Below are 22,438 nucleotides of genomic sequence, written 5' to 3'. Positions count from 1 at the left end.
TCATCTACAATCCGGTTCGCCATGAATGACATCATCCAAACCATTGCGGTCTACGCGATACCGGTCATCTTCGCCATCACCCTGCACGAGGCCGCGCACGGCTACGTGGCGCGCATGCTGGGCGATCCGACCGCCTACGAGGCCGGACGGGTCAGCCTGAACCCGGCGCGCCATATCGACCCCGTCGGCACCTTGCTGGTGCCGGTCGCCATCCTGCTGGCGTCCAAGCTCATGGGCAGCCCCGGCCTGCTCTTCGGCTGGGCCAAGCCGGTTCCGGTGGACTTCGGCCGCCTGCGCCGCCCGAAGAAGGACATGGCCTGGGTCGCGCTGGCCGGCCCGGCCGCCAACCTGTTCATGGCCATCCTGTGGGCGCTGTCCCTGCGGCTGTTCATGGAAAGCGGCCTGCACGAAAGCTTCTGGTTCGAGATGGCCGTGGCGGGCGTGAACGTCAACCTTGTGTTGATGGCGCTGAACTTGCTGCCCATCCTGCCGCTGGACGGGGGACGCGTTTTGTTCAGCCTGTTGCCCAACCGGCTGGCCTGGCAATACTCCAAAATCGAGCCCTACGGACTGGTAATCGTCATCGTCCTGCTCGTCACCGATGTGCTCTGGTTATTGATGCAGCCGGTGCTCGGGTTGGGAACGACAATCGTTCAGTGGTTTCTGTAAGATTCCAGCCAATATCCGTTAAACTCAGCTGTTTCACTGAATTTGGCCCCGGGGCAATCCCGCTGCGGGGTTTTGGAGCCCTTCATCTATGGCATCCCCTGCTACCGCCGCAGGCGTTAATTTCCAGGGCAGCATGGTGGCCCTGGTCACCCCAATGCAACCCGATGGCAGCCTGGACTACGCTGCCTACCGGTCGCTGATCGACTGGCACGTCCAGGAAGGTACCGATGCGCTGGTGGTGGTGGGCACCACCGGGGAGTCGCCCACGGTCTCCATGGAAGAACACGCGGAACTGATCCGCGTTGCCGTCGAACATGCCGCCGGCCGCATTCCGGTCATTGCTGGCGTGGGCGCCAACTCCACCGACGAAGCCATCCACCTGACCCGCCACGCCAAGGCCGTGGGCGCGCAGGCCGGGCTGTCCGTCGTCCCGTACTACAACAAGCCTTCGCAGGAAGGCCTGTACCGCCACTTCCGCACCATCGCGGAAGCCGTCGACCTGCCCACCATTCTGTACAACGTGCCGGGCCGCACCGTTGCCGACATGAGCAACGAAACCGTCCTGCGCCTGGCGCAGGTGCCGGGCATCATCGGCATCAAGGACGCCACCGGCGACATCGCCCGCGGCGGCCTGCTGCTGCGCGAGGCGCCCGCCAGCTTCCAGGTCTTCAGCGGGGACGATCCCACCGCCGCGGCCCTGATCCTGCTGGGCGCGCGCGGCAACATTTCGGTCACGGCCAACGTGGCCCCCAGGCTCATGCGCGATCTCTGTGCCGCCGCCCTGGCTGGCAACGTGCCCAAGGTTCGTGAACTTAATGCGTTCCTGGCGCGTCTGAACAAGGCTTTGTTCGTTGAAGCCAACCCCATCCCCGTCAAGTGGGCGTTGGCCGAAATGGGCCGCAGCGCGCTCGGCTACCGGCTGCCGCTGGTTGAACTGGGCTCGCAGCATCACGCAACGGTGCGCGCTGCGCTCCAGGAAACGGGACTGCTCTAATATCGTGAGGAAACGTATGAACAAACGTCATGCCGGTTTGTCGGCATTGATGTCTCTGGTGTTGCTGGCCGGATGCTCCGAGGTCAACCAATTCCTGGGCAATGAAGAATCGGTCGATTACAAGAGCGCAGTCAATCAACGCGGAGAGCCCCTTAGCATCCCGCCCGACCTGACCCAGGCCAACAGCGATCCGCGCTATCGAGCGCCCGCTTCCGGGTCGACCACCTTCTCCGAGTTCCAGCAGCAGGGCGTGGCCCAGGCCAGCGCTCCTAAGACGAGCAACGTGCTGCCCAACCGCCAGGACATGCGCGTCGAGCGCGACGGCGACCTGCGCTGGCTGGTCGTGGAACGTCCGCCCGAGCAGGTGTTCCCCCGTCTGGTCGACTTCTGGACCGAAAACGGATTCACCGTCGCCACCAACAATCCCGGCGCCGGCCTGATCGAAACGGACTGGGCCGAAAACCGCGCCAAGATCCCCGAAAGCTGGCTGCGCCAAGCGCTGGGCGCCGTCCTGGAAACCGCCTGGGATAGCGGCGAGCGCGAGAAATTCCGCACCCGCGTCGAACGCGTCAACGGCCACACCGAAATCTACGTCAGCCATCGCCAGATGCTCGAAAAGCGCGTGGGCTACGACGGCGCGCAGGTGCAGTGGCAGAACGGCAAGGAAGATCCCGGCCTGAACGCCGCCATGCTGGCGCGCATGATGGTTTACCTGGGAACCGACGTCGACAACGCGCGCAAGCTGGTGCAGCAGGCCGAAGCCTCGCCGCAAAAGCCCGCCGTGCAGCAGGTTGTCCGTGCCCAGGGCGCAACGCTCATCATCAGCGAATCCTTCGACCGTGCGTGGCGCCGCGTCGGCGTGGCGCTGGATGGCGGCGGCTTTGCCGTCGAAGACCGCGACCGTTCGGCCGGCGACTACTTCGTCCGCTATGTCGACACCGACACCGGCGAAAAGATGGAACAACCGGGCTTCTTCAGCCGCATGTTCTCCGGCGACAAGCAGGCCCAGGCGCCGCAGTACCGCATCCACCTCGCGGGCAGCGGCGACCAGACCACGGTCACGGTGCTGGACGCGAATGGCGCGCCCGACAACACCGCCACGGCGCAGCGTCTGCTGAGCGTCCTGAAGGACAAGATGTAATCACCCGCGCCGCAAGACGCAAAAAAACCCTGGCATTTTCGGATGCCAGGGTTTTTTTTTGCGTCTTCAGTGCGGGGGTTCGTGCCTGAATGATTACGACGCCGGGGTGGTCGAGCCGCCCGGGGTGGTGGAACCGGAACCCGGCGTGGTGCCCGGGGTCGGGGCGGGCGCCGCCGGCGGCGTGCTGCTCGGGGCGGGCGTGGTCGTGGCGGGAGCGGGGCTGGTCGCCGGCGCCGCGGCATCTTCCTTCTTGTTGCAAGCGCTGAGCGAAACGGCCAGCACCGAGGCAATAATCAAGGTTTTGCTCATCATTATTTGGACTCCTGTAGATGACGACTCTTGAAACCCCGTTAGGGGAAACCAGAAGTCAGGCTACAGGAAGGCTCGGCCGCATCGCGTATGAAAGTTAAATAGGTCGCATCCCAAAGGCAACAAACCTTTCAGCTTCGTGTTATGTCTTTCCTGATGTGACCCGGATTACAGACCTGATTTCTTTCTGTGCGACACGGATACGCTGGCGTTTCCAGTTACTACGCAGCGCGGTAATGGATCCATCCCGAATCCAGCCAGTCCGCCAGGCAGGAACGCGCTTCGTCAGACAGGCGAGCGCAGGCGGGGTGGCCGCAGTCCAGGGTACGCATATCCGCCAACATCCGCAACGCCGCGTCCGCGGGCGCCATGGCGGTTTCTCCGTTGATAAAGAGCTGTTTGCCGCGATACAGCATGCGGCTGCGGCGATCCAGCACCAGACGGCCGGTGGCGGGCCAATCCTCTTCCAGGTCCACGTCCACGTCCTCGGGCGCGTCGAACACGCTGAGGTTGCTGGGCTCGGTCAGCCAGCAGCCCAGGAAGCGAGAGGCCAGGGCATCGTCAAAGCGCAGCTTTTCCACGGTTTCCAGGGTGGCGGCGACCAGCGCGTCGGGCAGCGCCGCGGGCGTGTCCACCGCCGGCTGGGCCGGGTCGCGATAGACGGCCGACAGCTTCGGGCCGGGCAGGGGCGGTTCGCCATACGGGCCGCCCAAAAGGCCCACGCGGGCCATGACCTGGTCGGCGGCCGCTTCCAGCAGGCCGCGCGCCAGGGTCGCCTGGGTGGGCGCGCGAAAACCGATGGATATCGTCATGCAGCCGTCGCCCATGGCGACGCCGTCGTGGGCGGCCTGCGGCGGAAGATACAGCATGTCGCCCGGCGCCAGCACCGCCTTTTCCTCGGGCTGGAAGTTGCTCAGGATCTTGAGCGGCAGGTCCGGCTCGAGCGACAGGTCCTTCTGACGCCCGTAACGCCATTCGCGCTCGCCGGCAGCCTGCAGCAGGAACACGTCATAGCTGTCGAAATGCGGGCCCACGCCGCCGCCGTGGCTCGCGATGCTGATCATCACGTCGTCCAGGCGGGCATCCGGAATGAAGCGGAACAGGGCCATCAGCTCGGCGGCCGCGTCGCTGTGCAGGTCCACGCTCTGCACCAGCAGCGTCCAGTCGCCCTCGTTGTCCTTGGGCAGGCGCGCGAAGGGGCCGTTTTCCATCTGCCATTCGCCGTTCTCGCGCCAGATGAGCCGCGATTCCACGTCGTCGCGCCGCGCCAGCTTCTTGACCGCCGCGATGGTGACCGGCGGCTTGAAGGCGGGGATGGCCTGGCGGATCAGCAGCGGCTTCTTCTGCCAATAGCGGCGCATGAAGTCGTTGGGGCTCTGGTTGCCCAGGAGCGGCAGGGGGTGATCGAGGTTCATTGGAGGTGCTTCTTCAAGCGGTAAAGGGCATCCAGCGCTTCGCGCGGGGTGAGGCTGTCGGGGTCGATGGCGGAGAGTTCTTCGCGCAGGGCGTCCAGCGCCTCGATGGCGTCGGAGCGCTCGGCCTGCGCATAGGCCTGGGCGTCCGCCTCGGCGGCGGCCGAGAACAGGCCGAGCTGCGGGGTGGGCGCGCCCTGGGCTTCCAGGCGTTCGAGCTCGCGCGTCGCCTGGCGGATGACCGCCGCGGGCACGCCCGCGCGCTGGGCCACCTGGATCCCGTAGCTGCGGCTGGCGGGGCCTTCGCGCACTTCGTGCAGGAAGACGATGCCGCCGGCCGATTCGGCGGCGGCCAGGTGGACATTGGCCGCCGTGGGCTGCTCGGCCGGCAGGCGCGTCAATTCAAAGTAGTGCGTGGCAAAGAGCGTCAGCGCGCGGTTGTGCGCCAGCAGGCGGCAGGCGATGGCCCAGGCGAGCGCCAGGCCGTCGTAGGTGGACGTGCCACGGCCGATCTCGTCCATGAGCACCAGGCTGTTGGGCGTGCTGGCAGACAGGATGGCGGCAGCCTCCGTCATTTCCATCATGAAGGTCGAGCGTCCCCCCGCCAGGTCGTCGGCGGCGCCGATCCGGGTGAAGATGCGGTCGATCTTGCCGATCCGGGCGCGCGAGGCGGGCACAAAGCTGCCGATGCGCGCCAGCAGCACGATCAGCGCCACCTGCCGCATATACGTCGATTTACCGCCCATGTTCGGGCCGGTGATCAGCAGCATGCGCCGCGCCGGGTCCAGGCGGCAGCCATTGGGCGTGAAGCGTTCGATGGCGCGCTCGACCACCGGATGGCGACCGGCCTCGATGTCGATGTCGGCCTGCTCGGACAGCTCGGGCGCGATCCAGTCATGGCGCTGCGCGTGCTCGGCCAGGGCGGCCAGCGTGTCCAGTTCGGCCAGCGCGGCGGCGCAGTCCGACAGCGGCCGCACGTGCTCGGCCAGGACATCGAGCAATTGCTCGAACAGCCATTTTTCCCGCGCCAGGGACCGATCCTGCGCGGACAACACCTTGTCCTCCCAGGTCTTGAGCTCGGGCGTGATGTAGCGTTCGGCGTTCTTGAGCGTCTGGCGGCGCCGGTAGTCCTCGGGCACCTTGGCGGTCTGGCCCTTGGTGACCTCGATGTAGAAGCCATGCACGCGGTTGAACTCCACGCGCAGGTTGCTGATGCCCGTGCGCTCGCGCTCGCGCGCTTCCAGTTGCACCAGGAAGTCGCCGCCGTCGGCCGCCAGCGCGCGCAGCTCGTCCAGTTCCGCGTCGAATCCCGTGGCCAGCACGCCGCCGTCGCGGATGGCCACGGCGGGCTCGGGCGCGATGGCGCGCATCAGCAGCGCGGCCAGCGCGGGATCCACGGACAGGTGGGCGACCAACTCGCCGATGCGCGGCGAGGCCGACATGGGTTCAACCAGGTCCGCCAGCGCCGGCAACGCCTGCAGCGCGTCGCGCAGGCTGGCCAGTTCGCGCGGGCGCACCGACCGCAGCGCCAGCCGCGCGGCGATGCGCTCAATGTCGGGAAACGCGTTCAGCGCGGCGCGCAGGGACTCGAGCAGCCCGGCGGACCCGAACGTCTGCTCGACGTCCATCCGGCCCGCCAGCAGCGCCGAAATGGCCTGCTGACGCGCCAGCGCCTGCTCGTTTTCACGCAAGGGGTGATGCAGCCAGCGGCGCAGCAGGCGGCTGCCCATCGGCGTGCGGCAGCCGTCCAGCAGCGAGAACAGCGTGGGCGAGTCTTCGCCCGACAGCGTCTGCGTGAGTTCCAGGTTGCGGCGCGTGACCGGGTCCAGCAGCACGAACTGGCCGGGCCGCTCGGCCGACAGGCTTTGCACGTGCGCCAGCGCCTGCGACTGCGTGCGCGCGGCATAGCGCAGCAGGGCGCCAGCCGCGCAGATGCCGGCCGGCATGTCCTCGATATCGAAGCCCGCCAGCGTGTCCGTCTTGAAATGCGCCAGTAGGTGCGCCCGCGCGCCGTCGCTCTCGAAGTGCCAATCCGGCACGCGGGAGCGGGCGCCCTCGAACGGGAAATCGAACTCGGCGCTGTCGGCGCACACGATCTCGGCCGGCGCAATGCGGTGCAATTCCGATTCCAGCTGCGCGGGCGCGCATTCGGTCACGCGGAACTCGCCGCTGGCGAGATTCAGCCACGCCAGGCCCGCGCGCGGCGCGCGGGCGCTGCCGCCTACGAAGGCCGCCGCCAGTGCGCGGTCGGCCTTGGCGGGCAAGAGGGCGTCATCGGTCAACGTGCCGGGCGTCACGATGCGCACGATACGGCGCTCGACCGGCCCCTTGGAGGCGGCCGGATCGCCGATCTGTTCGCAGATGGCGATGGACTCCCCCATGGCCACGAGACGCGCCAGGTATTGCTCCATGGCATGCACGGGCAGGCCGGCCATGGGGATCGGCACCCCGTTGGACGAACCCCGCTTGGTCAACGTCAGATTGAGCAGACGCGCGCCGCGCTCCGCGTCTTCGTAGAACATTTCATAGAAGTCGCCCATGCGATAGAACAGCAGCAACGGCCCGGCCTCGGCTTTGAGGCGCAGGTATTGCTGCATCATGGGGGTGTGGCCCGCGTGGGCGTCGGCGGCGGTGTTTTGTGTTGCTGAATTCATGCCCGTGATTGTATCGGGGCGGGCGAAAGGTCGCCTTGCGGCAAAGATGCGTCTGCCGACCCGAGCGCTGTACGCCACTTTCCTGCATTGTGAAAATCAGGCGCGATGGATCGACGCGTTCCGGTCGACTGACGTATCGTTCAGACCCTCCCTATAGGTCTGCGTAACGTGGCAACAAATCTTCGTTCACCAGGCGCATCTCGATATGGTTCGCCAACTCAACGTGGCGGGGGTTATCCAGTGAAAAGACTTCATCGGAGACGCTGACGATGATGGTCCCGGTCTGCTTCTTCCCGGCAGCCGGGACTGGGATCAGGGCCTCGGCTTCCGGAACTTGATCGGCGGTGATGACTTGGGGCAGATAGAGCATCCAGCCTACGCCAGGCTTGTCGTCGAATACTTGCTTCTCGTAGTAGTACCTCGGACAGACAGAAACATACTGGGCGTCAAACAAGTGGGCCATCGTCATCACGATATCCTTTACCGGATCTGCACCGCCGAAACGGTCATCGCGGCGTTTGTGATAGGAGATGGTGAGGCTGCATGATCTGTTCTGATTGTTGCCTTGCAGCTCAAGCGCCACGCTGTCGCGTTGCTCGTCGGCCCCATTCCAGATCGAAATGGCAGTAAACGACTTGTCAAGTCTATATTCCTGATTCAATACTGCGAGCAATGCGGTCGATGCTTCGGCACCTTCGAAGGCAGGATATAACTTGGCCTCGTCAATAGACTCACCTTGCGAGAACCATTGAGTCAACCCGTCGGACTTCTGCGCCAGTAGTTTCGTAATGGTCTGCATTCGACGCAGCATCTCCGGAAAATCGCCAGACCGATGCGTAGGGTCTTTAAATTGGCATGTAATGAGCATGTCCGTCTCGTTAGGGAATAACCACAGATTCGGCGCCGAGGCTATTTAGGAGTGGTCGCAGAAACGCCTGCGGACGAGGAGTCTGGAAGTACCATCTCAATCTCGCGGGAGGGTTGCTACGAACCGCAGCGGTCTGACGGCTGGCTTGTAGCCGCATATCCTTGAAGCCGCCGAACCAGCCCGCTTGTTCTCCGTCGCCGTCGATGAAACTGTCATAATTTCCTTGTGTCTCCTGCAACAGGCACGTTGCCGAGATGAAGCCGTCGAAATCGATATTGAACGGGCCCCGCATCGCAGTGCCTTGCCAATTCCACACATCACTCCATTTGCAATATTCGGTGTCGTAGGCGAAGCCCGTGATTCTGGCCTGGTACTCGTAGGCTCTCCAATTTGGGTGGAACCGCCGGAAAGGCACCTATTTCTAGCATGACCCGTTAAAAAATAGCGACGAGGAAACCCGCGGGACGCGAGGCGGAACTGACCATCGAGTTTAAACATTGCCGGGTTATCGTCGCCACGCCACGACTGGGCGTGGCGCAGGACTTGTGAGTGACGAAGCTATTTGTTGATGAATGTGCCGAAGTTGAGGGCGTCGATCAGTTCTACATTGAGGCGTACAAGTGCTTCGAGCATGGCCCTGCTCCGTGATTGGGGTTGGGGTGGTGGATGGTCCCGGATGCGATGGAGCATACCGGCGGCCCATCGCTTGGGCGGTCGCACAGCCGTCAAGGAAGGGCTCCATCGCGCGGTTTAGGATTAACCCGGAGGCTGTTCTCGGGGCGTTCTTCGAAGGCGCCCCTTCTTGATGGACTGGCTCAAAGGCACTTCAGTGTCGAGGGTGAGAATTTCCCTCAGAAGCGCAGGATTGCTCTTTTCGGATGAGTTACTTACATCCCTATTGCGAATACGCTATTTGTTCAAAAATATAGGGGTGTGGCATGGCAAAAATCGAGCGAACCATGAATGCACTGCGACATACTCTGGGTATTACTGCCGTGTGTTTTGTCGCGGTTGGATCGTCGCTGGCGTTCTCAATGCCAGATTCGCAATGTTCGACAATAAAGCTGATCGCCTCGGAAAAGTCGAATCGTTGGGAGAGCATGCGGGGCGAGGAGGTTTCCAGTTCCAACCGGCCGGGAGCACCATTCCAACGCCAGCGTTGGAGAATGACTGGAAATGTCGAACCCTTCGAGAAGTGCTACATCTCGGACAAGACCTACAGGGGAGGCGCTCCAATCAGGTCTGTGTCTTGCATATTCAAGATTCCCACTGTTCCTGATAAGTCGGTCATGACGGATGAACTGCGCGAAAAGCTACTGACCACGACGACCCAATTTGCGAAGGCGTTTGCTCAATGTCTTGGTTCGAAGCCGAGGGAGTCCGCTGGCGTCAACGATTCCGGAACCAGTCATTCGATGGGTTGGGAATGGGAGCTTTCGCCTCCAGGGGTACGTCAGCCCGTAAAAGTGATGCTGGGAGCGTGGATTCCGAAAGTTGGCGTAGTGGTGGACGGCGTCCGCACCTACGCCTCGCTCCTGGCGTCATTTGACTGAACCGAAAAGGTAACTCTCCGAGAAGCACGGCGCAACATATCGCGTTAGCCCAACTCCATTGCCATTCATCGACGCCATGCTGTTTCCGTAAGCGCCGCATGCACCGCTGGCCGAAACCCGCTTTTCAGCGCACTCGGAAGAGGCCGGGGTTATCGTCGCCACGCCCAGCTGGGATTTGTCTTGCTGTGGAAGCAGTACACCCGATGAACGCGCCTTTTATTCCAGCAGCGGCCGTCGAGCCGCAGCCGGGTAAAGCACTTCCAGAATCCCCTCCGCCTATGGCGAGTGGCAATGGCATTGAGGGCATCAATGACTTGTGCGTCTCGTTCAGGTGCTGGCGTTGACCTCTTGTAGTACGCCGCCCGCGAAAGGCCGGCCATCTGACAAGCGCGCGTGATAGAACGCTTGGCTTGCACTAGTTGCTCCACCACCTCGCGCTTGGGTGACGGCGTCAGGATTTTCGGTTTAGGACGTCCTTGATCGCCGCACTCTCCAGCGCCAAGTCAGCAAACATGCGCTTGAGCTTGGCGCTTACATAAGGCAGGGTTCCCGCACACCCTGCACGACGCTTGATAATTGTCTCAAGCGATGCGGGGGCAGTTCAGAATTCGCTTTAGCTCGTCAAAAAAGGAGGCAGTTGTGTATCCCCACAAAGCAGGATCAAACGATCCCCATCGTTCCGCGAAGGCGACATCGGCGCCAACTTTGTTGTCCGCGATGAACTTGTCCATCTCTAAGCACGCTTGTTGAATTCGTGCTTTAGCAGCAACGCGCTTATAGCAAAGAGCTATTTCCTCGATGGTCTCGCCGAAGATATCAAAATCCTCTATGAAATAGGCACCAATGAACTGCTCAAGCTCAGGATATTGGTCCATATCGGATTCCATCAGGCCCCCAGGCACGCTGTGAGCAGGTAGTACGGCATACCGTTGTATCGTTCCTTCTTCAACAGGACGATCAACTTTCTTCCTTTGACCAACTCGGACGCTCCACGAATCAAAACTACACCCACATCATCCGCTGTGGTGGCCGTTAATCGCAGCACATCATTTTTCGGGGCTGTCTTTGCCCAAATAAGTATGTCCTCAGCACGGCTGCGCATCACTCCATTTATCGCTTATTGCCGCTAACTGCACTGGCGTGAGCACAATGCTAATGCTTGAGTCTTCGTCCATCACTTCGCCCTGACTAAAAGGTAGAGCGACGACTGTTACAAAACGCCGCGACGCTGTCGATCAGCCTTGTCTGAAGTAACCAGGGAAAGGCTCGCATGCAATGTGCATGAGCGAGTGGATGTATCGCCCCTCGCTACCGCGGCCCGCCCAGACGCGGCAAGGTCCGTCGACCATTGCTCGTCGGGCGTGGTAGCCACCCATGGCAATGCGTGGATTCGCGGCCTCAAGCCAATCGCCCGGACGTCCGACAGGCAGGTCTTCGAGGCCTCGTGCTCCTGAACTTGCCGCTGCGCGGCGCGGACGGCACAATCCCACCGCGCGGCCCTTGTTCATGCCGCGGGAGCAGCCCGTGCCGGATTTTCCTTTTGCCGACCCGCTTGACGCCAGCGAGCGCGTTTCCATCGCCAGTGGCGATCACCACGCCGAGTTCGCGCCGGGCGGGGGCGGGCGGCTGACGCGGTTGTCCACTGGCGGGCATGACTGGATCGTCCCGCTGACGGCCACCGAATGGCCTGCCGGAAAATGGCCGCGCGCCGGCTCATATCCGCTGGCGCCGTATTCCAACCGCATCCGCGATGGCGTGTTCACGTTCAATGGCGCACGGTATGCGCTGCAGTCCGTGCCCAACCGACCGCAAGCCATTCATGGCGCGGGGCTGTTCCAAGCCTGGCAAGTCCGCAACCTGGCGGCGGATAGTGTCGATCTGGTGCTGGACCAACCCGCGGGCGTGCTGGGCTGGCCCTGGCCGTTCGAATGCGAGCAGCGCTGGCGCCTGGACAGCCGCGGACTCAGCCTGAAGCTGGCCATTACCAACCGGGGCGATACGCCCATGCCGTGCGGGTTGGGCATTCATCCTTATTTCACGGCCCAGCGCGTGACCCTGCATGCGCGCCGCCTCTGGCCGTCGGACGCCGACGGCTTGCCGACCGGCAGCCAGGCGGCGAATGTGCGCGCGTTGCGCCAGTCCGCCGAGGGCTGCGATACGTATCTGTCGCAGTGGCAGGGCCGCGCGACGCTGCATTGGCCCGACGGCCACGAGCTGGCGCTGCACGCCGATCCGGCATTCGCGCATCTGGTGGTGTACACGGCGCCGGGGGCTGATTTTCTGTGCGTGGAGCCGGTCACGAACGTGGCCGACGCCTTCAACCTGGCCGCGGCCGGCGAGACCCGTACCGGCATGCAGGTGCTGGAACCCGGCGAGCGCTTCAGCGCGACGCTGCTGCTGGCCCTGGCGCCGGCGCGGAAACCCTGAGGGACGCACAGGGCTTGGTAAGCGCCGCGGCCTGCGGCGATAATCCGCTGCAAACCAGGAACCAGGAGTCGTTACGTGAAAAAGCTCAGCACCGAACAACTGCAGGCCGCCGTCGAGACGCTGCGCCGGACCCAGGCCAAGCTGGCTCGCGCGGGCAACCTGCCGTTGGAACCGACCATTTACACCAGCGCCAAGGGCTTTCGCCGCAACGTGCCTGATTATGTGTGGTCCTGGCTGTCCGGTCTGCTGGCGCCGCACAAAAGCCTGTCGTCCTGGATGGACACGCACCAGCCGGGCTGGCGCGAAGGCAAGACGCCGGCGGCCGTCGTCTATGCCCGCACCGAGAACGGCTGGTTCGAGTGGCTGATCTCGGAACTGGAAGCCGAAATCAACGATCCGCACGCCCGCGCCAAGCGCGAAGGGCGCGGTTAAGGACGCCGCGGCCCCGCGCCGCCTTCCTAGAACCCCTCCAGCACGATCTTGCCCCGCGCCTTGCCGCTTTCGATGAAGGCGTGGGCGCGTCGCAGGTTTTCGGCGTTGATCGTGCCGTAGTGCTCGCCCAGCGTGCTGCGCAGCGTGCCGTTGTCGATGAGGCGGGCAGCCTGGTTCAGCAGCTCGTGCTGGGCGATGAGGTCGGGCGTGTTGTGCAGCGGCCGCGCGAACATGAATTCCCAGTGCAGCGAAGCCGATTTGCCCTTGAGCAGACGCACGTCGATGGCCGCGGGGTCGTCGATCAGGGCGATCTTGCCTTGCGGCGCGATGGCCTCGGCCATTTGCGGGAAATGCGTGTCGGTGTGGGTCAGGCCCGCGATATAGCTCACGTTCTCGAAGCCGATGCGCTTGAGTTCATCGGTCAGCGGCTTGGTGTGGTCGATGACGTGATGCGCGCCCAGTTCGCGCACCCAGGACTGGGTCTCGGGACGCGAGGCCGTGCCGATGACGGTCAGGCCGGTGAGCTGGCGCGCGAGTTGCACGAGGATCGAGCCCACGCCGCCCGCCGCGCCGATCACGAGCAGGCTGTGCTGGCTGGGGGCGGCGTTGTCCAGGACCCGCAGGCGGTCGAACAGCAATTCCCACGCGGTGATGGTGGTGAGCGGCAAGGCGGCGGCCTGCGCGAAATCCAGGCTCTTGGGCATGTGGCCGACGATGCGCTCGTCCACGACGTGGCGTTCGCTGTTGGCGCCCGGCCGGGTCAAGGCGCCGGCATACCAGACACGATCGCCCGGTTTGAAGAGGCTGGTCCGCGCGCCCACCGCGCGCACGATGCCGGCGGCGTCCCAGCCGATGATTTCGGGCTGGCCGTCGCGGGCCTTGCGGTTGGCGCGGATCTTGACGTCCACGGGGTTGACCGAGATGGCATGCACGTCCACCAGCAGGTCGTGGTCGCCCGGAACGGGTTCGGGCACGGTGATGTCCTGCAAGGCGTCGGCGTTGTCGGCGGGCAGGTTCTTGAAGTAGGCAATGGCTTTCATGGTGCGGGATTCACAGGGATAAGGGTTGTCAGAGGATGGAGCGGACCACGCCGCCGTCCACGCGCAGCGCGGCGCCGTTGGTGGCCGAGGCTTGGGTCGAGCAGGTGTAGATCACCATGTTGGCCACTTCATCCACGGTGGCCAGCCGCCGCAGCAGCGAGGTGGGGCGGTGCTGGGCGATGAAGTCCTGCTCCATCTGCGCCTGCGACACCCCTTGTTCTTTGGCCATTTCCGCGAAGAAGTCGGCCACGCCTTCCGACCGCGTGGGGCCGGGCAGCACGGCGTTGACCGTGACGCCGGTGCCGGCGGTCAGTTCAGCCAGTCCGCGCGAAACGGCCAGTTGCGCGGTCTTGCTCACGCCGTAATGAATCATCTCGGCGGGGATCTGCACGGCGGATTCGCTGGAAATGAACACGATCCTGCCCCAGTTGGCGGCCAGCATCCGCGGCAGGTAGTAGCGCGACAGGCGGATGCCGCTCATGACGTTGGTGTCCATCATGGACTGCCAGTCGTCGTCGGTGATTTCCGTAAAGGACTTTGGCGTGAACGTGCCGGCGTTGTTGACGAGGATGTCCACGTCCGGATGCGCGGCGCAGACCGAAGCCGCGCCGTCCGCGGTGGCCAGATCCGCCTGCACCGTGGAGACCTGCACGCCGGCGAACTTCTGCGTGAGGGTCTGCGCTGCCTGCGCCAGCTTGCCGGCATTGCGCCCGTGCAGCACCACCTGGGCGCCGGCTTCGGCCAGCCCGGTGGCGATGGCCAGGCCGATGCCGCCGGACGATCCGGTGACCAGCGCCTTCTTGCCCTTCAGTTCGATTTTCATGCGGAGACTCCTTGCGTGTCGGGGGGGCGGGGGATGCATGCAAGCATCATTACCCAGTCCCGGACGTTGAAAAACCGGCTAGCATCGCAGTCAGTTTCAATAATTTTTTGAAAATGAGGCGGACATGGTGCGGTTCGAGGATTTGAGAATCTTTATCGCGGCGGCCGACCTGGGCAGCTTTTCGGCGGCTGCGCGTGAACTGGACCTGACGCCGGCCGTGGCCAGCGCCGCCCTCAAACGGCTGGAGCAGGCGCTCGACACGCGGTTGTTCGTCCGCTCCACGCGCAGCCTGCGCCTGACCAGCGACGGCGAGCGCTATCTGGAACATGCGCGCTCGGCCCTGGCCTCGCTGGAGGCGGGCCGAAATGCGATGGCGCGCGACAAGACCGATATCGCCGGCACGCTGTCGGTGTCGGTCCCGTCGGATCTGGGCCGCCACGTGCTGCTGCCCTGGCTGGACGAATTCCAGCGCCAGCACCCGCGCGTCGGGTTCCAGTTGCGCATCAGCGACCGGTTGGCCGATCTGTACCGTCAGCCCGTCGACATCGCCGTGCGCTATGGCTCGCCCAACGATTCGGCCCTGGTGGCGCTGCCCCTGGCCGAGCACAACCGCCGCGTGGTCTGCGCCGCGCCCGCGTACCTGGCGCGGCACGGCGTGCCGCAGGTGCCCGCCGACCTGCGCCGCCACAACTGCCTGTCCTTCGTGCTGGGCGAGACGCTGCATGACCGCTGGACGTTCGAACGCGAGGGGTCGAGCATCGTGGTGCCGGTCAAGGGCGACCGCGTCGCCGACGACGGCGATCTGGTGCGCCGCTGGGCCTTGGCGGGGCACGGCGTGGCGTACAAGTCGCGCTATGACGTGCTGGCGGACCTGCGCGCCGGCCGGCTGGTGGAGCTGCTCTCTGGGTACGTCAGCGAGCCCTCGCCGCTGTATCTGCTGTGCGTACACCGCATGCTGCTGTCGCCGGCCGTCAAGCGGCTGCGCGAGTTCCTGCATGATCGCTTCAGGGCTTTCGACGCGGGATAGGAGCGCGGCCCGCCTGGCGATGGGCGCGGGCCCCTGCGACCACCTTCAGCTTCGGCCGAGTGGCACCGCGCGTGCGCCGTCAATGTCCGGCGTGCGTATGACCGCCCGCCGCCTGCCGGTTCGCGGCGCGGGTGCGCGCCGCCTTCTTCGCGGCAGCCGAGCGACCCGCCGCGCCCTTGGTGGCGGCGGCCTTGCGCGCTGCGGCGGAGCGATCCGCGGCCGTGCGCTGGCTCGCGGTCTTCTTGGCGTTGCGCGACAGCGCGGGCGTTGACGCGGGTGTGGCGCTTTCCTTCTTCAGGGCCTGGGTGGCGGCCTTGGCCCGCGTGCCCGACTTGGCGTGGCTGTCGTGCGCCGCATGGCTGTCCTGCTGCGCGCGGCGTTTGGTTTCGGCGCTGGCCTGTTTTGACGTGCCCACCTTCACGCCCGCACGGCGCGCTTTGGAAAGGCCGATCGCGATGGCCTGTTTGGTGGACCGCACGCCGTGCTTGCCTTCGCGCACATGCTCGATTTCCTCGCGCACGAATTCGCCGGCTTGGGTCGATGGGGCTTTGCCTGCTTGTTTGTCGCGCTTGGCGCGTTCCAGGGTCTTTCGGTCAGGCATGGTGACCTCCTTTGCTTGGCGTTGCAAAAGCGGTTCCGTCGCCGGTCGAGACCGCGCGACGGAACTCGTAACACCACTCTATCGCTGCGCGGGTATCCTGTGTGTTCGAATGGATTGCCGGTCGTAAGCGCCGGAACACGGCCAGCGCACCGACGATTCGCGACTCACCCCCAGAGCGGAGACAAGCTATGTCGAATCATGTCTACAAGCAGATCGAGTTGGTGGGTTCTTCCACCAAGTCCACCGACGATGCCATCGCCCAAGCCATCGCGCGCGCGTCCGAGACCTTGCGCAATCTCGATTGGTTCGAGGTCACCGAAGTGCGCGGGCACATCAAGGACGGAAAAGTGGCGCATTGGCAGGTGGGGCTGAAGATCGGCATGCGCCTTGAAGGCAATAGCTGACCGGGCAATGCGTGATCGGGCGGTGGGTGATCGGGCTGCGCGTGAGCGCGCGGTCCTGGTCAATCCTTGACCGCGCCTCGCAAGTGACTGTCGGATAAGGACTTTCAGGACTTGTTGTCCGACTGTTCATAGGCTTGTCCACATTCCGTGGGGACAAGCCCGCCCGCTTTTCCCCAACGCCGCGCGGTGCGCTGGCGCGACGCCGCCCGGCCGGGGCGCTGCGCCTTTCTTGCCCGCACCCTGCAAGTCCTTGCTGGGTAAGGGTTTTTGCAGGCTTCCCGCAGGCTGTCCTCAGGCTTATCCACATTTGCGGGGGACAACACAGGGCCGCGCGAACAGCGTTTGGGCCTTTCTTGACCACCGCTTGCAGGGCCTTGATATGCAACAGGATTTTCAAGCTGCCCTCATGCTGTCCTCATCCTTTTCCACAGAAGACGGGGACAAATCCACACGGCGGCGGCTGGCGCGGTCGATCCCCCTCCGGCAGCCCTGCAAAACGGGGATAACTGCGCCGCAAACCGCCCATACGGAGGATTGAGCAATGATTGCTCGTGCCTCGCAAGTGCTTGGCGCGAACGGGGATTTTGGACCTGCCCCAAGGCTGTCCTCACCTTTCTCCACAGTTGGCGGGGATAAGTGGCGCCCGATGTCCGGCGCCGTCCCGACCGGGCAGCAAAACGCCGCGGCACACCGCGGCGTTCTGCGTGCCCGAGGCGCGGTCAGGGCTCGTACTTCGAGATCTTGGTGCCTTCGAGCGACACGCCCGCCATCAACCCGCCGTTGTTCATGACGAAGCCGACGATGGGCTGCTTGGCCGTGTTGGTATCGATGCGTCCGTTGACGCCGACATTGACGATAGCCACGGTGGCATCGGCGCCTACGGTCCAGCCGCTACTGTTGCGAAACTTGTTCAAGGCGTCATCGGTCATGAACAGCAGGACCATGGCCTTCGATTGCGCGCCTGCCTGAAAGCCGACTGAACCGGACGTGGTTTGGTAATAACCGGCGGCCGAGTTGCCCACGCGCAGCACGCCCTTGCCGTGTTCGGCGCCGACGATGAAGCTCCCGCTGAGCACATCGGGGAAAACCAGCACGCCCCTCGCGCGAGCGACAAGCTCCCTGGATGACGGGGCGGCTTCGTAGAGCTTGGCGAGGGTGGCGCTGGCCGCGCTGTCCAGGGCCTGCCGTGTATCGGTTTTGGCCGCGGCAGACGGCTTGGACGGCGGTGTGGTGGTGCAGCCCGCCAGCAGCAGGCCGGCGGCACTGATCGCGATGGCGGCCATACCGGTACGGCGCAGTGCAGGAAAAGTATCGAACATGGAACTCTCCTTTTTGGGTTTGTCTTCCCTCAGGTACTGTACGGCACAATCCGGGCGCCGAACACATCAATGTGATGGCACAGCCCGAGACAGGCGGGCCGCCGCACTCAGCACGGCCAGGACCGACGCGGTAGCGATGTTTGCATGTCGGCCTACGCCAAAGCGCGAGCCGGGCACGCCGGGAATGGCGGCCTCCACAATGGCCAGCGCCACGGCATCGGAGCCTGCGCCCAAGCTGCGTTCCTCATAGCTGTCGATGCGCAGCGGCAAGCCCAGCGCCGCCACGGTCGCGGCGATCGGGCCGTTGCCTGTCCCTTCGAAGGTCGTTACGTTGCCGTTGGCATCCGCCAGTTCCAGCGCGATGCCTTGACCGTCCGCGTGCTCGTACAGGCGGTGGCCGCGGTACATGAAGCCGGGCTGGTCCCGTACCGGGGCAAGGTACGTGCGCTCAAACACGGCCCAGATCTGCTCGCTGGCCAGCTCCGTTTCGCTGGCGTCGGCCAGCGCCTGGACGATGGCGCTGAACTCCACCTGCATGCGGCGCGGCATGACGATGCCGTGGTCGCGGTTGAGCAAGAAGGCGATGCCCCCCTTGCCCGACTGACTGTTGACGCGCACGATGCTGTCGTAGGTGCGGCCCAGGTCTTTCGGGTCGATGGGCAGGTACGGCACGCGCCAGGGCGCATCGGCCTGTTGCGCGGAAAAGCCCTTGGCGATGGCATCCTGGTGCGAGCCCGAGAAAGCCGTGAAGACCAGATCGCCCACATACGGGTGACGCGGGTGGATCGGCAACGCGGTGCATTCCTCGGCCACGCGGGCAACCGCCACGATGTCCGAGAAGTCCAGCCCCGGCGCGATGCCCTGCGTATACAGGTTCAACGCCAGCGTCACCACATCGACGTTGCCGCTGCGCTCACCATTGCCGAACAGGCAGCCTTCGACACGTTGCGCACCGGCCAGCATGGCCTGTTCGGCGCAGGCCACGCCCGTGCCTCGGTCATTGTGCGGATGCACGGACAGGACGATGTGCTCGCGCCGCGCCAGCCGCCGATCCATCCATTCGATCTGGTCGGCGAAGACGTTGGGCGTGGACACCTCCACCGTGGTCGGCAGGTTGATGATCATCGGCCGTTGCGGCCCGGCATTCCAGGCTTGAATGGCGGCGTTGCACACGGTCAACGACACATCCAGCTCGGCCATGCAGAACGTCTCGGGCGAGTATTGCAACACCCACTCGGTTTCCGGGTGCGCCGCCGTCAGCCGCCTGAACCGCGCAATGTGATGCTCCACCATGTCGATGATCTGCGGCACGCTCATGCCGAACACGATGTCGCGCCAGGCGGGCGCGATGGCGTTATAGAAATGCACGATCACACGCCGCGCGCCCGCCACGGCGCGCACGGTTTCGGTTATCAGGTCATCGCGCAATTGCGTCATGACCATGGGAGTGACGTCGTCGGGGATCTGTCCCGCGTCGATGAGGTGGCGCACGATCTCGAAGTCGGTGCGCGATGCCGCGGGAAAGCCGACCTCGATTTCCTTGAAGCCGATGCGCACCAGCTCGTGGAACAGGCGCAGCTTGCGCTCGCGGTTCATCGGCTCGAACAGCGCCTGATTGCCGTCGCGCAAGTCGGTGGACAGCCAGGTCGGGGCCTGCGTCAAGGTGCGTGACGGCCATTGGCGGTCGGCAAGATCGACCGGGGCAATGGGGCGGTATTTCTGGGAAGGATCGGTCAGCATGAAGCTCACTCCAGGGGAATCGTTGGCACCCGAGTCCCCTGGCTTGGAACAAGCTGACGACGGTCGGGGTCAGGGGGAATCAGGATGGGTCATGGCACGAACGGACGCGCGCAGACCCCGACCGGGAGCCAGCGGTAGTAGCCGTTGCGAAAGACCGAGGGTGGACATGAGCGACATGGATCCAGCAGGTTGCGTTGCCTGGGATATTAGGCTTGCGGGAATAGTCCATCTACATAAAAATGGACAAATTCTTTACCTATTTGGACAAAACGCGCGGACATGGGCTTTTCCTCTCCCGAAGATGGCGGCCATGCGCTCGATCTGAGTGCGGAAGCAGCCCGCGGCCTGCCGGTGTTCGGTGTGGCCCTGCGCTACCCGGCGGGCCATGTCGTGCCCCGGCATGAGCATCCGTATGGCCATCTGATATACGCGGATCGCGGCTTGTTGCGGGTGGAAGCCGAAAGCGGGCAATGGCTGGTGCCGCCCACGGCCGCCGTCTGGCTTCGATCGGGTGTGCCGCACCAGTTGACGGCGCCCGTGGCGCTGCAAGCACACGGCCTGTTCGTGCGCGAGGATGTGTGCGCCCGCCTGCCGGCGGCTGATTGCGTCGTGCATGTGTCCGGTCTGGTGCGCGAGCTGATCATGGCGCTGGCCCGGGCCGACGACAAGGCCAACAACAAGGCCGCATCCTCCAGGCGCATGCGTTTGCTCGGCGCGCTCTTGATCGACGAATTGCGCGCTCCGCCGGTTCTTCCGCTCCATCTGCCGTGGCCGCCGAGCGGCGCGGACAGCCTGGTGCGGCACGTGTGCCAGGCGCTGTTGGACAATCCGGGCGATGCGGCTACTGCCGCCGAGTGGGCCGGCAGGCTGGCAATGGGCGGCAAGACTTTCCACCGGCGCTTTCTGCAATCGACCGGCATGACCTTCGGGAAGTGGCGTCAGCAACTGCGGCTCATGTCGTCGCTGACGCCATTGATGCAGGGAATCCCGATCACGCAGGTGGCGCTGGCCAGTGGCTACGATAGTCATAGCGCCTACACCACGGCGTTCAGCAGGCAATTCGGACAGCCCCCTTCCGCGTTTGCCGCGAATACGTAGCACAGGCAAAGGCGCGACCGTCATCCCGGCGCAGGCGTCATCGTGCAACAAAAAAGCCCCTCGACGGATCGAGGGGCTTGATCGCCCGGAGGTAGGTCGGGCGATGCGCGCCGGCTTGGCTTTGGGGCCGGGCCGGCGTCGGCGGCAGATCAGGCGTGCATTTTCTTGATCCAGTCGACGTAACGGTCCACCCAGCCCTGCAGGAACTTGCGGGTGCCTTCATTGGTGATATTGAACTGGTCGTCGACCAGGCCTTCGGCGTACTGCAGGAAGACCTCCGGCGTGGTCAGCGCATTGGCGCCTTCGGCGGCCAGGATGTTGCGCAGGTGCTGCTGCATCATCGCCGTGCCCGCGGCGCTGGGCGACGCGCCCAGGATGCCCACGGCCTTGCCGGTCCACGAGTTCTGGCCCCACGGACGCGAACCCCAGTCGATGGCGTTCTTGATGGCGGCGGGCACGGAGCGGTTGTGCTCCGGCGAGACGAACAGGATGCCTTGCGCGTCGGCGATCTGCTGCTTGAGCTTGGCCGCCGGGGCGGGCAGATTGTTTTCGTTGTCCTGGTTGTAGAGCGGCACGTCGCCCAGGCTCACATACTCGAACTTGAAGTCGGCCGGAACCAGCTTTTCCAGCGCACGTGCCAAACGCAGGTTGATCGAGGCGGCGCGCAGGCTTCCGACGAAAACTGCAATCTTGTATGTGCTCATGGACGGGTGCTCCAAAGGGGAAAAAAGGAACAGTCAGTGTAGACCTGCATAACCCGGCGCTCAATCCCGGTTACGGGGCCAAGGCCTCAAGCCTCAGGCCATCAGGCTGACGTGGGCGGCCACCACGCGCCAGCCTTGCGGGGTGCGCATCCAGGTCTGGCTCTGGCGTCCGATGCGCTCGCTGCCGTCCCGCTGGAACTCCAGGTTGGCCGTGGCGAAGTCGCGGCCGTAGGTCGTGATGGCGGTGCGCAGCACGCGGCGCGCCAGGCCTTGCGGCGAACGTTGCGCCCGGAAGGCGCGGATCGCGTCGTAGCCGTACAGGTTTTCGCCGGCGCCGTAGCGCAGGGTATGGGGGCTGTTCCAGAACAGGGTGTCCAGCTCCTGGACGTCATTCGATACCAGCGCGGTTTCGTAGCGTTCAAGGGCCGCCGTCACTTCGGCCACGACGTCGGGCAGATTGATGTCCATCGTTTCTCATCTCCGTAATGCACCAGGTTGGTGCGTCATGTAGGGGTAATCACCAATATGGGGTGTGTTGCGGTGCGCAATTTCCTTCGCGTCGCCGGCGCGGCATGACTCTCCATAGGGACATGTTGCGCTGCAAAGCTGGCACACGGCTTGCTAGGGTTAACCATGCATAACACGCTGCACGCTGCCCCAGGAGTTCCGCCATGTCCAGTTCCGCCATTTCCGTTCCGGTCACCATGCTGGTGACGCGGCACATCGCGCCCGAGCGCTATAGCGATTTCCTGTCCTGGATGCGCCAGGGCGAAATCCTGGCGGCGGGCTTCCCCGGTTTTCTGGGGTCGGGCGTGCTGCAGCCGCCCGAGGGCGGCGACGAATACCAGATCGTGCTGCGTTTTACCGACGAAGCCAGCCTGAACCGCTGGGAAAATTCGCTGCCGCGCCGCATGTGGCTGGAACGCGGAGCCACCCTGGTGCGCGCGAGCCGCGAACACCGCGTGAGCGGCACGGAAGGCTGGTTCGCGCCCAAGGCCAGCACGCCGCCGCGCTGGAAGCAGGCGGTCAGCATCTGGCTGGCCTATTTTCCGGTGCTGCTGGTGTTTTCGATGCTGGTCAGCGAGCACTTGAGCATCCTGCCGGTTTTCTGGCGCGTGCTGATCACCAGCGTGATCCTGACGCCCATCATGGTGTTTGTCTGCATCCCCGTCATCTCTCGCCTGCTGCAGCGCTGGCTGCGCGCCGGTTAGGGCCGGGCGGCC

24 protein-coding genes and 1 pseudogene are annotated in these 22,438 nt (G+C 64.4%); 10 read left to right on the top strand and 15 right to left on the bottom strand.

The genetic code is table 11. The features are described 5' to 3' along the window. Positions 1-21: 21 nt before the first annotated feature. The 3 genes from BMW75_RS23060 to bamC all read left to right on the top strand — a co-directional run bounded on the left by BMW75_RS23060 (position 22) and on the right by bamC (position 2,804). Positions 22-669 (top strand): site-2 protease family protein, encoded by a 648-nt coding sequence (locus tag BMW75_RS23060; RefSeq protein WP_076519996.1) that lies wholly within the window; start codon positions 22-24, stop codon positions 667-669. Between the two features lie 88 nt (positions 670-757). Beyond that, positions 758-1,663 (top strand): 4-hydroxy-tetrahydrodipicolinate synthase, encoded by a 906-nt coding sequence (dapA, locus tag BMW75_RS23055; protein ID WP_076519997.1) that lies wholly within the window; start codon positions 758-760, stop codon positions 1,661-1,663. A 16-nt stretch (positions 1,664-1,679) separates the two neighbouring features. Further along, a complete protein-coding gene (gene bamC, locus BMW75_RS23050) occupies positions 1,680-2,804 on the top strand; it encodes an outer membrane protein assembly factor BamC (protein WP_092582013.1) in 1,125 nt (374 codons plus the stop codon). Positions 2,805-2,897: 93 nt separating this feature from the next. Here the strand turns inward: bamC and BMW75_RS23045 are convergent, their stop codons facing one another. The 5 genes from BMW75_RS23045 to BMW75_RS23025 form a co-directional block, all read right to left on the bottom strand. Further along, a complete protein-coding gene (locus BMW75_RS23045) occupies positions 2,898-3,116 on the bottom strand; it encodes an endopeptidase (protein ID WP_076519999.1) in 219 nt (72 codons plus the stop codon). A 218-nt stretch (positions 3,117-3,334) separates the two neighbouring features. Continuing rightward, positions 3,335-4,528, bottom strand: coding sequence for a ribosomal protein uL16 3-hydroxylase (locus tag BMW75_RS23040; protein WP_092582012.1), 1,194 nt, complete (start codon positions 4,526-4,528; stop codon positions 3,335-3,337). Next, positions 4,525-7,179, bottom strand: coding sequence for a DNA mismatch repair protein MutS (gene mutS, locus BMW75_RS23035; protein ID WP_254792106.1), 2,655 nt, complete (start codon positions 7,177-7,179; stop codon positions 4,525-4,527). Before mutS ends, BMW75_RS23040 begins: the two co-directional genes overlap by 4 nt. Before the next feature lie 151 nt (positions 7,180-7,330). After that, entirely contained in the window at positions 7,331-7,978 is a 648-nt protein-coding gene (locus BMW75_RS23030; protein WP_254792105.1) for an immunity 52 family protein, read from the bottom strand. A gap of 79 nt (positions 7,979-8,057) precedes the next feature. Continuing rightward, positions 8,058-8,462, bottom strand: a complete 405-nt coding sequence (locus BMW75_RS23025) for a restriction endonuclease fold toxin 5 domain-containing protein (RefSeq protein WP_092582011.1) — start codon at positions 8,460-8,462, stop codon at positions 8,058-8,060. 523 nt (positions 8,463-8,985) lie between these two features. On the opposite strand from BMW75_RS23025, the gene BMW75_RS29255 reads away from it, so the two are divergent. Further along, positions 8,986-9,600, top strand: coding sequence for a hypothetical protein (locus BMW75_RS29255; RefSeq protein ID WP_139208581.1), 615 nt, complete (start codon positions 8,986-8,988; stop codon positions 9,598-9,600). A gap of 191 nt (positions 9,601-9,791) precedes the next feature. On the opposite strand, the pseudogene BMW75_RS29995 reads toward BMW75_RS29255, so the two are convergent. The 3 genes and pseudogenes from BMW75_RS29995 to BMW75_RS29990 all read right to left on the bottom strand — a co-directional run. After that, a pseudogene (locus BMW75_RS29995) lies at positions 9,792-10,001 on the bottom strand (IS3 family transposase); the annotation flags it as partial. A gap of 180 nt (positions 10,002-10,181) precedes the next feature. Beyond that, positions 10,182-10,475, bottom strand: coding sequence for a contact-dependent growth inhibition system immunity protein (locus tag BMW75_RS23020; protein WP_092582010.1), 294 nt, complete (start codon positions 10,473-10,475; stop codon positions 10,182-10,184). Positions 10,476-10,486: 11 nt separating this feature from the next. After that, positions 10,487-10,705, bottom strand: coding sequence for an RNase A-like domain-containing protein (locus BMW75_RS29990; protein ID WP_371467530.1), 219 nt, complete (start codon positions 10,703-10,705; stop codon positions 10,487-10,489). Positions 10,706-11,124: 419 nt separating this feature from the next. Between BMW75_RS29990 and BMW75_RS23015 the strand changes: the two genes are divergently transcribed. Both BMW75_RS23015 and BMW75_RS23010 read left to right on the top strand, forming a co-directional pair. Then, positions 11,125-12,027, top strand: a complete 903-nt coding sequence (locus tag BMW75_RS23015; protein WP_175493246.1) for an aldose epimerase family protein — start codon at positions 11,125-11,127, stop codon at positions 12,025-12,027. A gap of 75 nt (positions 12,028-12,102) precedes the next feature. Continuing rightward, positions 12,103-12,459: a hypothetical protein gene (locus BMW75_RS23010; protein ID WP_092582009.1), complete on the top strand. Its 357-nt coding sequence runs from the start codon at positions 12,103-12,105 to the stop codon at positions 12,457-12,459. Positions 12,460-12,485: 26 nt separating this feature from the next. Here BMW75_RS23010 and BMW75_RS23005 read toward each other — a convergent pair whose 3' ends face one another. Both BMW75_RS23005 and BMW75_RS23000 read right to left on the bottom strand, forming a co-directional pair. After that, on the bottom strand, positions 12,486-13,499 hold the full coding sequence (locus tag BMW75_RS23005) for a zinc-binding alcohol dehydrogenase family protein (RefSeq protein ID WP_092582008.1): 1,014 nt from the start codon (positions 13,497-13,499) through the stop codon (positions 12,486-12,488). Positions 13,500-13,527: 28 nt separating this feature from the next. After that, on the bottom strand, positions 13,528-14,322 hold the full coding sequence (locus tag BMW75_RS23000; protein WP_092582007.1) for an SDR family NAD(P)-dependent oxidoreductase: 795 nt from the start codon (positions 14,320-14,322) through the stop codon (positions 13,528-13,530). A 124-nt stretch (positions 14,323-14,446) separates the two neighbouring features. Between BMW75_RS23000 and BMW75_RS22995 the strand changes: the two genes are divergently transcribed. Continuing rightward, a complete protein-coding gene (locus tag BMW75_RS22995) occupies positions 14,447-15,349 on the top strand; it encodes a LysR family transcriptional regulator (RefSeq protein ID WP_092582006.1) in 903 nt (300 codons plus the stop codon). Positions 15,350-15,428: 79 nt separating this feature from the next. Here the strand turns inward: BMW75_RS22995 and BMW75_RS22990 are convergent, their stop codons facing one another. Then, entirely contained in the window at positions 15,429-15,950 is a 522-nt protein-coding gene (locus BMW75_RS22990) for a DUF6496 domain-containing protein (protein ID WP_092582081.1), read from the bottom strand. 188 nt (positions 15,951-16,138) lie between these two features. On the opposite strand from BMW75_RS22990, the gene BMW75_RS22985 reads away from it, so the two are divergent. After that, a complete protein-coding gene (locus BMW75_RS22985; protein WP_076520016.1) occupies positions 16,139-16,354 on the top strand; it encodes a dodecin in 216 nt (71 codons plus the stop codon). A 719-nt stretch (positions 16,355-17,073) separates the two neighbouring features. Here the strand turns inward: BMW75_RS22985 and BMW75_RS22980 are convergent. Then, positions 17,074-17,673, bottom strand: a complete 600-nt coding sequence (locus BMW75_RS22980; RefSeq protein WP_092582005.1) for a BPSL1445 family SYLF domain-containing lipoprotein — start codon at positions 17,671-17,673, stop codon at positions 17,074-17,076. A gap of 66 nt (positions 17,674-17,739) precedes the next feature. After that, complete coding sequence (locus BMW75_RS22975; protein ID WP_092582004.1) at positions 17,740-19,413, bottom strand: 2-isopropylmalate synthase; 1,674 nt, start codon at positions 19,411-19,413, stop codon at positions 17,740-17,742. Positions 19,414-19,692: 279 nt separating this feature from the next. Here BMW75_RS22975 and BMW75_RS22970 point away from each other — a divergent pair, with 279 nt between their 5' ends. Then, positions 19,693-20,511 carry an AraC family transcriptional regulator gene (locus tag BMW75_RS22970; RefSeq protein WP_092582003.1) on the top strand — a complete coding sequence of 273 codons (819 nt, stop codon included), beginning with the start codon at positions 19,693-19,695 and terminating at the stop codon, positions 20,509-20,511. A gap of 149 nt (positions 20,512-20,660) precedes the next feature. On the opposite strand, the gene BMW75_RS22965 is transcribed toward BMW75_RS22970, so the two are convergent. Both BMW75_RS22965 and hpxZ read right to left on the bottom strand, forming a co-directional pair. Beyond that, the gene (locus BMW75_RS22965; RefSeq protein ID WP_076520020.1) at positions 20,661-21,215 is read right to left on the bottom strand and encodes an NADPH-dependent FMN reductase; all 555 of its coding nucleotides are present in this window, start codon (positions 21,213-21,215) and stop codon (positions 20,661-20,663) included. A gap of 93 nt (positions 21,216-21,308) precedes the next feature. Further along, positions 21,309-21,683, bottom strand: coding sequence for an oxalurate catabolism protein HpxZ (gene hpxZ / locus BMW75_RS22960; RefSeq protein WP_092582002.1), 375 nt, complete (start codon positions 21,681-21,683; stop codon positions 21,309-21,311). A gap of 203 nt (positions 21,684-21,886) precedes the next feature. Here hpxZ and BMW75_RS22955 point away from each other — a divergent pair, with 203 nt between their 5' ends. Beyond that, on the top strand, positions 21,887-22,426 hold the full coding sequence (locus BMW75_RS22955; RefSeq protein ID WP_092582001.1) for an antibiotic biosynthesis monooxygenase: 540 nt from the start codon (positions 21,887-21,889) through the stop codon (positions 22,424-22,426). The last annotated feature ends 12 nt before the right edge of the window (positions 22,427-22,438 follow it).

Source organism: Achromobacter sp. NFACC18-2 (assembly GCF_900108985.1).
Classification (GTDB): Bacteria; Pseudomonadota; Gammaproteobacteria; order Burkholderiales; family Burkholderiaceae_B; genus Achromobacter.
The sequence above is the reverse complement of the archived record's forward strand: the minus strand, read 5'-3'. Positions and strand labels throughout refer to the sequence as shown.

Coding starts and splice junctions, on each gene's coding strand:
- BMW75_RS23060 (WP_076519996.1), top strand. CDS start 22: ATGAATGACATCATCCAAACCATTGCGGTCTACGCGATACCGGTCATC.
- dapA (WP_076519997.1), top strand. CDS start 758: ATGGCATCCCCTGCTACCGCCGCAGGCGTTAATTTCCAGGGCAGCATG.
- bamC (WP_092582013.1), top strand. CDS start 1,680: ATGAACAAACGTCATGCCGGTTTGTCGGCATTGATGTCTCTGGTGTTG.
- BMW75_RS23045 (WP_076519999.1), bottom strand. CDS start 3,116: ATGATGAGCAAAACCTTGATTATTGCCTCGGTGCTGGCCGTTTCGCTC.
- BMW75_RS23040 (WP_092582012.1), bottom strand. CDS start 4,528: ATGAACCTCGATCACCCCCTGCCGCTCCTGGGCAACCAGAGCCCCAAC.
- mutS (WP_254792106.1), bottom strand. CDS start 7,179: ATGAATTCAGCAACACAAAACACCGCCGCCGACGCCCACGCGGGCCAC.
- BMW75_RS23030 (WP_254792105.1), bottom strand. CDS start 7,978: ATGCAGACCATTACGAAACTACTGGCGCAGAAGTCCGACGGGTTGACT.
- BMW75_RS29255 (WP_139208581.1), top strand. CDS start 8,986: ATGGCAAAAATCGAGCGAACCATGAATGCACTGCGACATACTCTGGGT.
- BMW75_RS23020 (WP_092582010.1), bottom strand. CDS start 10,475: ATGGACCAATATCCTGAGCTTGAGCAGTTCATTGGTGCCTATTTCATA.
- BMW75_RS23005 (WP_092582008.1), bottom strand. CDS start 13,499: ATGAAAGCCATTGCCTACTTCAAGAACCTGCCCGCCGACAACGCCGAC.
- BMW75_RS23000 (WP_092582007.1), bottom strand. CDS start 14,322: ATGAAAATCGAACTGAAGGGCAAGAAGGCGCTGGTCACCGGATCGTCC.
- BMW75_RS22995 (WP_092582006.1), top strand. CDS start 14,447: ATGGTGCGGTTCGAGGATTTGAGAATCTTTATCGCGGCGGCCGACCTG.
- BMW75_RS22990 (WP_092582081.1), bottom strand. CDS start 15,950: ATGCCTGACCGAAAGACCCTGGAACGCGCCAAGCGCGACAAACAAGCA.
- BMW75_RS22985 (WP_076520016.1), top strand. CDS start 16,139: ATGTCGAATCATGTCTACAAGCAGATCGAGTTGGTGGGTTCTTCCACC.
- BMW75_RS22980 (WP_092582005.1), bottom strand. CDS start 17,673: ATGTTCGATACTTTTCCTGCACTGCGCCGTACCGGTATGGCCGCCATC.
- BMW75_RS22975 (WP_092582004.1), bottom strand. CDS start 19,413: ATGCTGACCGATCCTTCCCAGAAATACCGCCCCATTGCCCCGGTCGAT.
- BMW75_RS22970 (WP_092582003.1), top strand. CDS start 19,693: ATGGGCTTTTCCTCTCCCGAAGATGGCGGCCATGCGCTCGATCTGAGT.
- BMW75_RS22965 (WP_076520020.1), bottom strand. CDS start 21,215: ATGAGCACATACAAGATTGCAGTTTTCGTCGGAAGCCTGCGCGCCGCC.
- hpxZ (WP_092582002.1), bottom strand. CDS start 21,683: ATGGACATCAATCTGCCCGACGTCGTGGCCGAAGTGACGGCGGCCCTT.
- BMW75_RS22955 (WP_092582001.1), top strand. CDS start 21,887: ATGTCCAGTTCCGCCATTTCCGTTCCGGTCACCATGCTGGTGACGCGG.